Source organism: Bacillus sp. JJ1566 (assembly GCF_036962685.1).
Lineage (GTDB): Bacteria > Bacillota > Bacilli > Bacillales > Bacillaceae_L > Ferdinandcohnia.
Map to the genome: position 1 here is coordinate 23,085 of NZ_JBALOP010000025.1, position 13,342 is coordinate 36,426.

Consider the following 13,342-nt stretch of genomic DNA (forward strand, 5'->3'; position numbering starts at 1 on the left):
TCTCACCCAATCGGGTGAGAGCTTTTTATTTTGGATTCATTTGATTCATTTCCCTAGCTTCTTCAGGTGTATCTAACCTTGTTGCACCTTTATAATCAAGGGATTGGTCTCGGTCAGACTCAGTTCTACGCGCTTTTTTAAGCTTTCTTTCTTGTCTATCTCTACCCATTTTATTTCCTCCTTTTCATGCCCACATAAGTTACCATGAATAGGGAATTTTATGTAGGGGTCATCCTTTTTAGTGAATTCACATTATATTGTTTCTTAAAATGTTTTTTGGTATGCAAATGGGTTAGAATTCATAATTTCGAGCCATAATGGGAATAATAGGAGGTGGAGAAATGGACGGTGCAATCTTTTATTGGATTTGTTGGATGGCCTGGGTGTGCAGTACTTTTTTGATGAAGAAAAACAAAGAACGATTATTCCTATCTATCATGTTTTTAATGACAATTATCTTATCACCATATTATGTGGTAATCGGTGGTATTAAATTGAATTGCAGTATCCTGCTTATTTTCTTTTTCTGTCTGAAAGAAATTTCAAAAAGACCAAAAAAACAATTACTCTATTTGCTTATTTGTATTCTTACCATTTCTTTAGCTTATTGTAGCTTCTTATTATTTGAATTGTTTGATCCAGTGTGGCTTCTTTTTAATCGAAATTTGATGCTCGGAGCTGCCTTAATATATGTGACGATTATGCTTTTGAAGGATTTTCGTTTACGCTTAGCGGGTCTACTAATTGGTGCTATACAGGGTGATATTTTGTTTGGATTTATCATTAAAAATGTCAATTTTCCTTATGAGATTGGGTCATTTGTCTTTTTAGATGTTATTTCAATTAGTTTTTGTTTTATTTTTGTATGGTCATCATTAGAAATACTGTTACATCATGTCGATGTAATTGTTCAAAAAAATTCAAAGGAGAAACACGGCTAGCATGAATGAATATACATACCCAATATTGTTTGGTGTCATTTTTGGGGTTGCTGTTCGACTTTATATGCTTCGGACAGATTATCGTCAATATCCAACATATCTGCATGGGAAAATCATACATATTGCGTTGGGATTTATCGCAGCAGGGTTAGGGACAGTTGCCGTTCCTTCGATTATGGAAGAAGACTTCACCGCTATAACGTTTTTAACCATTGCAGCCTCACAATTTCGTGATGTGCGTAATATGGAGCGCAATACACTAACAGAATTGGATTCATATGAACTTGTTCCAAGAGGTAAGACATATATTGAGGGAATTGCAGTTGCCTTTGAAAGTCGCAATTACTTAGTGATTTTTACTTCTTTTTTTTCCACCTTTGCTTATCTTGCTTTTAAGTGGTGGGCTGGAATTGTGGTAGGCATCATTTGTCTTTTGATTTGTAAAAGACTAATGGCAGGAAGCAAATTGCAAGATATAGTTGATGTTGAATACATTGAGCCTCATTTCAAGGACGCTGGTTTGTATGTGGATAATATTTATATTATGAATATCGGTCTTCCGGCAAGGCAGGAAGAGGTTTTGAAATATGGGATGGGCTTTATCTTAAAGCCGAAAACATTTGATGCGAGAGCAACAATTGCAAATTTAGGACAAAGACAAGCCATTTTACACGATGTATCAACGGCATTAGGAATTTTCAGAGATTCTGGAACTCCTGCACTTGTGCCTTTGGCAAAAAGGGATTTGAATGATGGGCGAGTTGGAATATTTGTTTTGCCGCAACATAAGAATGTTGACCGTGCCATTGAGGTCATTGGTCATGTCCCCACCTTAGAAAATGCAATCCGAATGCCAACGGAGAGAGATGCAAATGAGAAGGGGATGCCACTTAAGTGAATATCGAAAAGTTTATTTTAGCGTCAATTACAATGGATACGTCAAAGGTAAAGGTCTCAGGTGGGACACCATTGTTTTCATGTTCGTCGAAGGAGGAAATGGAAGCAGTTGCTGCGAGTTTAGAAGCCATTTTAGATGGAATTGCCCATGAAATCAGCAAGGATTTGTACATAATCGTAAAACACTAAACATTTGATTGTTGTAAACTTGTATTTTTGATAGAATAAAAAAGCATGACCCTTCTGACCTAGAAGGGTTTATTATTTTAATGTCTAGCTTCAGGCGCCATCGGTTCTCTGGTCATAAGCCAATCGCTTCGGAAGGTAAAGTGCACCTTCTGTCAGCGCTCGTCTTATGCTTGACTTGCACAGGACAAGGAATGCTTCGACAGCATAATCCTCGCACGAAGAAAATGCATAGCATTTTCGAGGAAGTGCTGACACGACGTTTGCCACAGGACGTGGCAAGAAGTTAGTCGATGTTCCGCTATCCGGGCGCCTTAGGCTTTTCGGATTACATAACATTGATTTTCGTCATTTTTTATGTGATATATGTTATAGAGATAAGTTTAGAAGGGAAGAACGCATGTGGTAAAACCAGTTGTGGCAATTGTTGGACGACCAAACGTTGGGAAATCAACCATTTTTAATCGTATAGTTGGAGAAAGAGTTTCGATTGTAGAAGATGTTCCTGGAGTAACTAGAGATCGCATCTATAGTTCTGGCGAGTGGCTTAATCAAGAATTCAGTATTATTGATACAGGGGGTATCGACATTGGCGACGAGCCGTTTCTTGCTCAAATTAGACACCAAGCTGAAATCGCTATTGATGAAGCAGATGTCATTATTTTAATGACAAGTGGTCGTGAAGGTGTGACGAGTGCTGACGAAGAGGTTGCGAAAATCTTGTATCGTTCCAAAACACCTGTTGTTTTAGCGGTAAACAAGGTGGACAACCCAGAGATGAGAGCAGATATTTATGATTTCTATGCACTAGGCTTTGGTGAACCGATTCCTATTTCCGGCTCGCATGGGATTGGGCTTGGTGATTTATTGGATGAAGTCATCAAACATTTTCCAAAGGGTGGAAATGAAGAATATGATGAGGAAATCATTAAATTCTCATTAATTGGTCGTCCGAACGTAGGAAAGTCGTCACTTGTTAATTCTTTATTAGGTGAGGAAAGAGTAATTGTAAGTGATATCGCAGGTACAACAAGGGACGCTATTGATACAAAATATAAAGTTGATGGTAAAGAATATGTCATTATTGATACAGCCGGAATGAGGAAAAAAGGAAAAGTCTATGAAAGTACTGAAAAGTATAGTGTGCTTAGGGCTTTAAAGGCAATCGAACGCTCTGACGTTGTCCTTGTTGTGTTAAACGGTGAAGAAGGGATTATTGAACAGGACAAAAAGATCGCTGGCTATGCACACGATGCCGGTAGAGCTGTCGTTATCGTTGTAAACAAATGGGATGCAGTTGAAAAAGATGAGAAAACAATGAAGGAATTTGAAGAACAAATTCGAGATCATTTTCAATTCCTTGATTATGCACCAATTGTTTTCTTATCAGCGAAAACAAAACGCCGCATTCATACCTTAATTCCAATGATTGATATGGCAAGTGAAAATCATTCAATGCGTGTACAAACAAATGTCTTGAATGATGTCATTATGGATGCTGTTGCAATGAATCCAACACCTACAGACAAAGGTAATCGTCTACGAATTTATTATGTGACACAAGTTGCGGTTAAGCCGCCAACATTTGTTGTGTTTGTGAATGACCCTGAGTTAATGCACTTTTCCTATGAACGATTTTTAGAAAATCGCATTAGGGATGCTTTTGGATTTGAAGGTACACCAATAAAGCTTATCGCGAGAGCTAGAAAATAGGAAGGGGAGGACGTAATGGAGAAAGTAACGGTTGTTGGAGCAGGTAGCTGGGGAACAGCACTTGCACTTGTTCTAGCCGACAATGATCATGAAGTTCGGATCTGGTCACATCGTCAAGAACAGGTTGATGAAATCAATACGAAACATACCAATTCCAAATACGTACCATCAATTGAATTGCCTAAAACGATAATTGGATTTGCGGATTTAGGCAAGGCGTTGGATGATGTGAAGACGATTGTCCTTGCGGTTCCAACAAAAGCAATTCGGGAAGTTCTTCAGAAAATAAGCCAGGTCATTTCAACACCTTTAACGATTATTCATGTGAGCAAAGGGATTGAACCAGACACATTAAAACGGATTTCTGAAATGATTGAGGAGGAAATGCCTTCAAATCTTTTAAAAGATGTTGTTGTCCTTTCTGGGCCAAGCCATGCTGAGGAAGTGGTGCTTCGTCATCCAACAACGGTAACCGTATCATCAAAAAATATGGAATCGGCTGAATTTGTTCAGGACCTTTTCATTAATCAGCATTTCCGAGTTTATACAAACCCTGATATTGTTGGCGTTGAAATCGGTGGGGCGTTAAAGAATATTATTGCTTTAGCAGCGGGGATTACAGATGGTCTCGGATATGGGGATAACGCAAAGGCAGCGCTTATTACTCGTGGTTTAGCTGAAATTTCACGTTTAGGCAGTAAAATGGGCGCTAACCCACTAACATTTGCTGGACTAACCGGGATCGGTGATTTAATTGTAACCTGTACAAGTGTACACTCTCGGAACTGGCGTGCAGGAAATTTATTAGGTAAAGGGCAAAGCCTTGATGAAGTCCTTGAAAATATGGGAATGGTTGTTGAGGGTGTCAGAACGACAAAAGCAGCGTATCAGCTAGCTAAAAAAATGGATGTGTCCATGCCAATCACATTCGCATTATATGACGTGCTTTTCAATAATCAATCACCAAAAGACGCAGTTGATCAATTAATGGCCAGAGGAAAAACAAACGAAATGGCCGACCTCTTTAATTATCTAGAAAAAGGAACGATGTAAAAAATTATCACACAAACTCCTTTTTTCGTGCATATGATGTCATGGAGAATAACAAATAGCGGGATTTCCTAACAATTTCGCACAGCAAGAAATTCGATTGAGTAAAAACTTTGCACTTTTCTTGCGGAAAATAGGCATAAGACGATACATTTCATACCGTTTTCGCATAAAATGCAACGTAGTATACTGTGGGTCTGAGCGATTGGGTTAAAGGGAATATTTAGTTTTACGTTTGCTGAAGTAAAGGTGCCCCTCTTTACTTCAGTTTTTTGTTTTTACAGTTAACAATATAGCCTTAGTTTAAAGACACGTATTATGATATAATATTTGACGGAATGTTAGAGTTGGACAAGGGAGTGAAAAAGATGACACCAGGATTACTGAAAATGTGGATATCATTTGCGGGAATGGCTTTTATGTTTATAGCGATTATAGCCATTTATCTAAGTAGATATAAACTAAAGGGCTTCCTAAAAGGAATAGTAGCCACGATTGCATATCTTTTTATGATTCTAGCAGGAATTGTTATTTTTATTGTTGTGTTTAGCGGGCCTGTTAGTGAGTAATGATATAAACTTAAGGATGGTAAAAATATGAGAGTTACTTTACAACTGTTGGTTATTGTTTTTTCATTATCATTACTAACAGGGTGCCTTTATCCAAAAGATAAGCTTGCCCAAAACCAAATTCCCTATGAGGATCAGATTGTAGCTGTTCAGCGGGCAGTTGATCAATTTAAAGAAGACTCGGGGGGACTTTTGCCTATTAAAACAAGAGAAATGGAGACCCCAATTTATCAAAAGTATCCGATTGATTTTATTCGGCTTTCTCCTAAATACATAGCTGAACCTCCTGGTAATGCATATGAAACGGGCGGAGTTTATTTGTATGTTTTAGTAAATGTAGAAACAAACCCTACGGTTAAACTTTTAGATGTTCGAATTTCCGAGAAAATTAGTGAACTAAATTTACGAGTGCAAATGTACCGTTCATCAAATGGCTATGCGCCATTTAAGGAACAGTTGCAAACCAATGTATTTACATTGGATTATAGTAAGCTAGGCTTGAAAGAAGAGCCTTTTGTTGTTAGTCCATTCACAGGGAAAAATTTGCCACTCTTAATCACGAACAACAATGAGATTGTTGTAGATTATCGGATTGATTTATATGAGTATTTAACAAAGTATGAGCATACGTATCAAACTGGTGAAGATATTCGAGATCTTTTAGTCGATAACTCGATGTTCGTTCCCACAAATTCTCTAGCCTATACGATTAACGACAAAAATGAACCAATTTTTTTGGATAATTAAGTCATGAACCCTTCTTTTAGACATAAACTCTAAAAGAAGGGTTTTTATTTTCGATATTTTGTTCAAAAAGTGTAAGAAAAATAGCTTGCTAGGGTGTTTCGAGACGGTCTTTTTGAACTGAATTTTGCTGCTACATATTATGGGGGGAATTTTTTTCTAGAAATAGTCATATTTAATTAGGACAACGTCATACAAATATAATGTCCTAGAATATGTAGTAAACGGATAAAATTATCCCAAGAACTGTAAAATCGGGAGGGATCACACTTGGAAAAGGTAGATATTTTTAAAGATATCGCTGAGCGCACCGGTGGCGATATATATTTAGGAGTCGTTGGTGCAGTAAGAACAGGCAAATCTACTTTCATAAAGAAGTTCATGGAATTAGTAGTCTTACCTAATATCGGTAGTGAGGCTGATAAGGCTCGTGCACAGGATGAACTTCCACAAAGTGCTGCTGGAAGAACAATCATGACAACTGAGCCAAAATTTGTTCCAAATCAAGCTGTTTCTGTTCATGTTGATGAAGGGCTAAATGTGAACATACGCCTTGTGGATTGTGTAGGATACACAGTTCCAGGTGCAAAAGGTTATGAGGATGAAAATGGGCCACGGATGATTAATACACCTTGGTATGAAGAGCCAATCCCATTTCATGAAGCAGCTGAGATTGGCACAAGAAAAGTCATTCAGGAACATTCTACAATTGGTGTCGTTGTAACAACAGATGGCTCAATTGGGGAAATTCCTAGACGAGATTATATTGAAGCAGAAGAGCGTGTTATCGCTGAATTAAAAGAGGTTGGAAAACCATTTATTATGGTTATCAACACAGTCCATCCTCATCACCCTGAAACAGATGCTCTTCGTAAGGATTTAAATGAAAAATATGATATTCCTGTATTAGCAATGAGCGTTGAAAGTATGCGTGAAGCAGATGTATTCAATGTTTTACGTGAAGCACTTTATGAGTTCCCGGTTTTAGAGGTAAATGTAAATCTACCAAGCTGGGTAATGGTCTTAAGAGAAGATCATTGGTTAAGAGAAAGCTACCAGGATGCAGTTAAAGATACAGTCCAAGATATTAAACGTTTACGTGATGTTGACCGCGTCGTTGGTCAATTTAGTGAATATGACTTTATTGATCAAGCAAGCTTAGCTGGGATCGAAATGGGGCAGGGTGTAGCTGAAATTGATTTATATGCTCCAGATGATTTATATGATCAAATTCTTAAAGAAGTTGTGGGTGTTGAAATCCGCGGAAAAGATCATCTCCTGCAGCTCATGCAAGACTTTGCTCATGCAAAAGCTGAGTATGATCAAGTAGCAGATGCGTTAAAAATGGTGAAGCAAACAGGCTATGGAATTGCAGCACCAGCGCTATCTGATATGAGCCTAGATGAGCCTGAAATCATCCGCCAAGGTTCAAGATTTGGAGTTCGCTTAAAGGCTGTTGCACCTTCTATCCACATGATTAAGGTTGATGTGGAATCTGAATTTGCACCGATTATTGGTACAGAAAAACAAAGCGAAGAATTAGTCCGTTACTTAATGCAAGACTTTGAGGATGATCCACTTTCTATCTGGAATTCAGATATCTTTGGTAGGTCTTTAAGCTCGATTGTGCGCGAGGGTATCCAAGCAAAATTATCTTTAATGCCTGAAAATGCACGCTATAAGCTAAAAGAAACCCTTGAAAGAATCATTAACGAAGGTTCAGGCGGATTGATTGCTATCATATTATAAGATTTAGGCTCCTTACAAGGGAGTCTTTTTTTTTGATAATTTTGCATTAGATTTAGAACCGATTTGCTTACTAAATATGAATATGATAAGCTTTTTACAAAAAAATATAAGTTTTTTGGTGAAATATACATAAAAAGGTAAAGTTTCTGTTGAAATATATTGAATTATGTCTAATTATCGTTTATTATAAGGCATGTTAGCATCAAGCTTATGTAGAAGATACTTGATGACGTAAGGATTTAAGAGTAATGAATGATCATTCATATGATTTGGATTTATCATTTGGGAGGAGGTGAATGTCATGAACAAAACAGAATTAGTTAACGCTGTAGCTGAAAGTGCTGAACTTTCGAAGAAAGACGCTACAAAAGCTGTTGATGCAGTTTTTGATTCTATCCTTGAAGCTCTTAAAGGTGGAGACAAGGTTCAGTTAATCGGATTTGGTAACTTTGAGGTACGTGAGCGTGCAGCTCGTAAAGGTCGCAATCCTCAAACTGGTGAAGAAATCGAAATCGCTGCAAGCAAGGTTCCTGCATTTAAACCAGGAAAGGCGCTTAAAGATGCGGTAAAATAATTTTACATAGAACCTATGTGAAAGATACAAAAAGAGTCGTAGTTTCTCACGGCTCTTTTTTGTTTTCTATCCATTAATATGCTAGAATCAATGGACCGGTAGTTGTGAAAAGAGGAGGGGTTGGGGAATGACTTCCATTGATTATAAAAAAATAGAGCAAGCAGTTACAATGATTTTAGAGGCAATTGGGGAAGATTCAAGTAGAGAAGGACTAGTTGATACACCAAAACGTGTTGCAAAAATGTATGCCGAAGTTTTCTCAGGCTTACAAGATGACCCAAAAGAATATTTTCAAACCGTTTTTGGAGAAGAACACGAAGAATTGGTGCTTGTAAAAGACATCCCTTTTTTCTCGATGTGTGAGCATCATCTCGTCCCATTTTATGGTCATGCCCATGTTGCCTATATTCCAAAAGGTGGAAAAGTAACAGGCTTAAGCAAACTTGCGCGGGCAGTAGAAGCCGTAGCAAAAAGACCTCAATTACAAGAAAGAATCACTTCAACTATAGCCGATTCCATTGTTGAAACACTTCAACCCCACGGAGTAATGGTGGTTATTGAAGCAGAGCATATGTGTATGACAATGCGTGGTGTTAAAAAGCCAGGGGCAAAAACGATTACTTCAGCTGTTCGGGGAATTTTACAAAAGGACCCTGCGGCTCGTAGTGAAGTATTATCCTTAATTAAGAATTGACATCTATATAAAATTACGAGATAGTAAAAAAAATGGTTCCTTTACATAGCAGTCAGGAGTGAAGAAGGATGAGTAATAATTCAAACTCAGAATTTATTGTAATCAAAGCAGTAGAAGATGGAGTGAATGTAATCGGATTAACGAGAGGATCTGATACACGCTTCCATCATTCAGAGAAGTTGGATAAAGGTGAAGTCATGATTGCACAATTCACAGAACATACTTCAGCAATCAAGATACGAGGTCATGCAATAATTCAAACAAGTCATGGAGAAACTGAATCAGATTCAAAAAAATAAGCAGGTAAATCCTGCTTTTTCTTTTGCTATAAATAAAACTAAGGGAAAAACTAAGGGATGTATGTTATAATTAACGTTGTTTTATAAAGACTACTATAAAGACCTTTCATATAGATAAATGGATTATTTAAATTGGGGAAACAAGGGTGATTGATTTGCATGACATCAAGGAAATAGTTGCCAATCTTAAGGAGCGTATTGAGGATAAAACAAAACACTCATACCTTCAAAGATACATGGAAACACCAAGTATAGATGAGGATAAGCTATTACTGTTATACTCTTTGTGCGAGGATTTGCTTTTACCAAAAGAGCAATTAACAAACTATATAGTAACGACTATGCTTGTTCAGCAGGCGCTAGATACCCATGAAACAGTCCCCAATCGACTTACCTATTCAGATGAACGGATGCGCGGTCAACAGTTGGCCGTCTTAGCGGGAGACTATTTTAGCGGATTATATTATTATCTTCTCGCTGAAGTGTCCGATATCACCTTCATTCGAATACTTGCAGAAGGTATTAAAGATGTAAATGAAGCAAAAATTTATTTGTACCAAATGGAGCATAGACAAATTGATAAGCTTTTTTCATGTGTGACAGCGGTTGAATCTGCCGTCTTCCAAAAAATTGTGAAAAGCTTTCAAATAAAAAAATGGGAAGAACTCGTTCAAAACTTTTTATTGTTAAAAAGACTGTTACTTGAAAGAGACCAATACTTAGAAGAGGGAAATTCGATTCTTATTAAGACGCTAAAGAAAATAGTCTCTGTGGAAAAACAAGGTCAGAAAACGGATGCTATGTATGAATTTAACATGCAGCTTTCTTTTGTAAGTAAAAAGCTTGAACATTCCTTAGAGAGAAACCCTAAAATAAACAAAATGTTACTTAATCGTATAAATGAACTACTTCTTAAAGGTAATTCAATAGCAATGAATAAGATTGTGGAAGAAGGGTAATTATGGAGCAATCTAAAGAACAACGTGTACACCATGTATTTGAAAAAATATATAAAAACTATGATCAAATGAATTCCGTTATCAGCTTTCAACAACATAAAGCTTGGCGCAAGGATATAATGAAGCGAATGGATGTCAAAGAAGGATCAACTGCACTTGACCTTTGTTGTGGCACCGCTGATTGGACCATTGCCCTTGCAGATGCAGTTGGGCCACATGGAAAAGTGATTGGTCTAGATTTTAGTAAGAACATGCTGAAAATCGGTCAGGAGAAAGTGGACAAGCTAAAGTTAAATCAGGTTGAATTAATCCATGGTAATGCGATGGAGCTTCCATTTGAGGATAATAAGTTTGATTATGTAACTATTGGTTTTGGCCTTCGAAATGTTCCTGATTACATGACTGTTTTAAAAGAAATGCATAGGGTAGTAAAGCCAGGTGGTAAGGTTGTTTGTTTAGAAACTTCTCAGCCAACGATGATCGGATTTAAGCAATTATACTTTTTCTATTTTCGTTTTATTATGCCGGTTTTCGGAAAGCTATTTGCAAAAAGCTATCAGGAATACTCTTGGCTACAGGAATCTGCCCGTGATTTTCCAGGGATGAAAGAGCTCGCAAACATGTTTCGAAAAGCAGGCTTGACCGATATCGAAGTGAAACCATACACTTTAGGTGTAGCTGCAATGCATTTAGGTTATAAAAAATAGAATCAAATGCGCAGTCGGGGTGGAATCCCGACTGTATAAAGTTTTTCGCGTCATATTTTGAGACTAAGGTGAAACTGATGAAATTATCTTTGATGTATTCGTATTTGAATACAGATTTAGCAATTATAGAAAAAGAATTGGAGGCTTCTATCAAAGGGAATCATCCAGTTCTACAACAGGCTGGGTTGCATTTATTACAATCTGGCGGGAAACGTTTAAGACCAGTTTTTGTCCTTTTAGGAGGAAAATTTGGGAAATATGATATTAACGTAATTAAAAATGTTGCCGTTACACTAGAACTCATTCATACGGCATCGCTTGTTCATGATGATGTAATAGATGACGCGGATCTTCGACGTGGCAGGCCTACCATTAAGGCGAAATGGGATAATAAGATAGCGATGTATGCTGGAGATTATATTCTAGGTAGCTCATTAGAAATCATTACAAAGCTTCCTAATCCCTTATTACATAAGCTACTTGCACATACCATTGTTGAGGTATGCTTAGGTGAAATCGAACAAATCAAAGATAAATATCGCTTTGATCAAAACTTGCGTTGTTATTTACGAAGAATAAAGCGGAAGACGGCTCTTTTAATTGCGAGTAGCTGCCAATTAGGCGCAGTAGCTGCAGATGTGCCTACCGAAGTTCATAAAAAACTGTTTTTATATGGTTATTATGTGGGAATGGCATTCCAAATTACCGATGATATTTTAGACTTTACTAGTACAGATGAACAACTAGGTAAACCGGCCGGCAGTGATTTGATGCAAGGGAATATCACTTTACCGGTTCTTTATGCAATGAAGGATGAAGGTCTTAAACAACAAATTATCCAAGTATCTGACCGGACAACAGCTGATGAGATAAAGCCCTTAATTACATCTATTAAACAATCAGATGCGATCAAACAGGCTGAGGCGTTAAGCAATCGATATTTGGATAAAGCATACAGGATTTTAGAAGAATTGCCTTCTTGTCGTGCTAGAAATACGCTGTACAATGTTGCAAAATATATTGGGAAAAGAAAATTTTAACAATATTCAGTGGGGTGCCCTACTGAATATTGTTAAAGCCTCCGGCGGAGACATGCGAATTTTAAAGGTAACTTTTCAGCAATAACTGGCACTAAGCCCTCACAGAGGGCAATTGCCAGTAAAAGCCTGATTGGTTCAACTAACAATCTGTGGATAAATTCTTCCACAGATTGAAGTTTCACTGTATCTCGCATAAGATCAAAGACTAAGAACGCCACTTCCTGATGTCTTCGTCTTTGTGACCCACCTTGTGTGGACCTAAAAAATCTGGGCGCAAATATGCCAAGGCGTATTTGATTAAAACGTTGCAAACCAATCAAAATAGTGTTACTATTTTGATTGGTCGCTAAACATAGACTATTATACATATTTTGGTGGGGTGGAGATCTTATGGAAAAAACATTTTTAATGGTTAAGCCTGATGGTGTACAGCGTCAACTAGTTGGTGAGATTGTTTCACGCTTTGAAAGAAAGGGCTTTCAATTAGTTGGAGCTAAATTGATGGCGATTTCAGAAGACCTTGCAGGGGAACATTACGGTGAGCACAAAGAGCGACCATTCTTCGGCGAATTAGTTGAATTCATCACTTCTGGACCAGTTTTTGCAATGGTTTGGCAGGGTGAGAATGTAATTGCAACAGCTCGACAAATGATGGGTACAACAAATCCAAAAGATGCTCTTCCAGGAACAATCCGTGGTGATTTTGGATTAACTGTTGGAAAGAACGTTATTCATGGTTCTGATTCACCAGCGAGTGCTGAACGTGAAATTTCATTATTCTTCAAAGAGCAAGAATTAGTAGCTTACGAAAAGCTAATCAATAACTGGATTTACTAATCCAATAAAACCAGCTCTATTACAGGGCTGGTTTTTCTAAAGGAACTTTCCACCCATAAGAAAGATTTGTTTTTGAGGAGAAGCTATGAACAAGAATTATATGTTATTTACCGAACAGATAAAAAGAAAAACGGGTATTGATTTACGTTTATATAAAGAAGCACAAATGGTAAGAAGACTTACCTCATTGTACGAAAAAAGAGGATTTTCAAGCTTTCAGGAATATTTTAAAGGAATTGAAAAAGACAAAGAGCTGTTGCATGAGTTTTTAGATCGAATGACGATTAATGTTTCTGAGTTTTATCGGAATGCGAAACGGTGGGAAGTATTAGAAACAAAGATTCTACCAAAGCTCCTTCAACAGAATCGAAATCTAAAAGTGT

Annotated in this window: 16 protein-coding genes and 1 pseudogene; 16 read left to right on the plus strand and 1 reads right to left on the minus strand. The window is 37.4% G+C overall.

Features of this window, described 5'->3' with window-relative positions:
- Positions 1-25: 25 nt before the first annotated feature.
- Positions 26-169, minus strand: coding sequence for a YpzI family protein (locus V7112_RS10710; protein WP_335418910.1), 144 nt, complete (start codon positions 167-169; stop codon positions 26-28).
- A 172-nt stretch (positions 170-341) separates the two neighbouring features.
- Between V7112_RS10710 and V7112_RS10715 the strand changes: the two genes are divergently transcribed.
- The 16 genes and pseudogenes from V7112_RS10715 to V7112_RS10790 all read left to right on the plus strand — a co-directional run.
- Positions 342-941: a YphA family membrane protein gene (locus V7112_RS10715; protein WP_335418912.1), complete on the plus strand. Its 600-nt coding sequence runs from the start codon at positions 342-344 to the stop codon at positions 939-941.
- 1 nt (position 942) lies between these two features.
- The gene (locus V7112_RS10720; RefSeq protein WP_335418915.1) at positions 943-1,839 is read left to right on the plus strand and encodes a YIEGIA family protein; all 897 of its coding nucleotides are present in this window, start codon (positions 943-945) and stop codon (positions 1,837-1,839) included.
- A complete protein-coding gene (locus tag V7112_RS10725) occupies positions 1,836-2,027 on the plus strand; it encodes a capping complex subunit for YIEGIA (RefSeq protein ID WP_335418918.1) in 192 nt (63 codons plus the stop codon). The genes V7112_RS10720 and V7112_RS10725 overlap by 4 nt, the downstream gene beginning before the upstream one ends.
- Before the next feature lie 399 nt (positions 2,028-2,426).
- Positions 2,427-3,737 carry a ribosome biogenesis GTPase Der gene (gene der / locus V7112_RS10730; RefSeq protein ID WP_335418922.1) on the plus strand — a complete coding sequence of 437 codons (1,311 nt, stop codon included), beginning with the start codon at positions 2,427-2,429 and terminating at the stop codon, positions 3,735-3,737.
- 15 nt (positions 3,738-3,752) lie between these two features.
- Complete coding sequence (locus tag V7112_RS10735) at positions 3,753-4,790, plus strand: NAD(P)H-dependent glycerol-3-phosphate dehydrogenase (protein ID WP_335418925.1); 1,038 nt, start codon at positions 3,753-3,755, stop codon at positions 4,788-4,790.
- Positions 4,791-5,155: 365 nt separating this feature from the next.
- Positions 5,156-5,356 (plus strand): DUF2768 domain-containing protein, encoded by a 201-nt coding sequence (locus V7112_RS10740; RefSeq protein WP_335418928.1) that lies wholly within the window; start codon positions 5,156-5,158, stop codon positions 5,354-5,356.
- Positions 5,357-5,383: 27 nt separating this feature from the next.
- Positions 5,384-6,103 carry a hypothetical protein gene (locus tag V7112_RS10745; RefSeq protein WP_335418931.1) on the plus strand — a complete coding sequence of 240 codons (720 nt, stop codon included), beginning with the start codon at positions 5,384-5,386 and terminating at the stop codon, positions 6,101-6,103.
- Positions 6,104-6,370: 267 nt separating this feature from the next.
- Positions 6,371-7,849, plus strand: coding sequence for a stage IV sporulation protein A (gene spoIVA, locus V7112_RS10750; protein WP_335418934.1), 1,479 nt, complete (start codon positions 6,371-6,373; stop codon positions 7,847-7,849).
- A gap of 301 nt (positions 7,850-8,150) precedes the next feature.
- Positions 8,151-8,423, plus strand: coding sequence for an HU family DNA-binding protein (locus tag V7112_RS10755; RefSeq protein ID WP_057997427.1), 273 nt, complete (start codon positions 8,151-8,153; stop codon positions 8,421-8,423).
- A 127-nt stretch (positions 8,424-8,550) separates the two neighbouring features.
- Positions 8,551-9,117, plus strand: a complete 567-nt coding sequence (gene folE / locus V7112_RS10760) for a GTP cyclohydrolase I FolE (protein WP_335418937.1) — start codon at positions 8,551-8,553, stop codon at positions 9,115-9,117.
- A 68-nt stretch (positions 9,118-9,185) separates the two neighbouring features.
- Entirely contained in the window at positions 9,186-9,416 is a 231-nt protein-coding gene (gene mtrB / locus V7112_RS10765) for a trp RNA-binding attenuation protein MtrB (RefSeq protein WP_229141242.1), read from the plus strand.
- Positions 9,417-9,562: 146 nt separating this feature from the next.
- Positions 9,563-10,375, plus strand: coding sequence for a heptaprenyl diphosphate synthase component 1 (locus V7112_RS10770; protein WP_335418941.1), 813 nt, complete (start codon positions 9,563-9,565; stop codon positions 10,373-10,375).
- A gap of 2 nt (positions 10,376-10,377) precedes the next feature.
- On the plus strand, positions 10,378-11,082 hold the full coding sequence (locus V7112_RS10775) for a demethylmenaquinone methyltransferase (protein WP_335418944.1): 705 nt from the start codon (positions 10,378-10,380) through the stop codon (positions 11,080-11,082).
- Between the two features lie 77 nt (positions 11,083-11,159).
- Positions 11,160-12,122 carry a heptaprenyl diphosphate synthase component II gene (gene hepT / locus V7112_RS10780; RefSeq protein ID WP_335418947.1) on the plus strand — a complete coding sequence of 321 codons (963 nt, stop codon included), beginning with the start codon at positions 11,160-11,162 and terminating at the stop codon, positions 12,120-12,122.
- A gap of 390 nt (positions 12,123-12,512) precedes the next feature.
- A complete protein-coding gene (gene ndk, locus V7112_RS10785; protein ID WP_335418950.1) occupies positions 12,513-12,959 on the plus strand; it encodes a nucleoside-diphosphate kinase in 447 nt (148 codons plus the stop codon).
- 136 nt (positions 12,960-13,095) lie between these two features.
- Positions 13,096-13,342: pseudogene (locus tag V7112_RS10790) on the plus strand (CheR family methyltransferase); the annotation flags it as partial.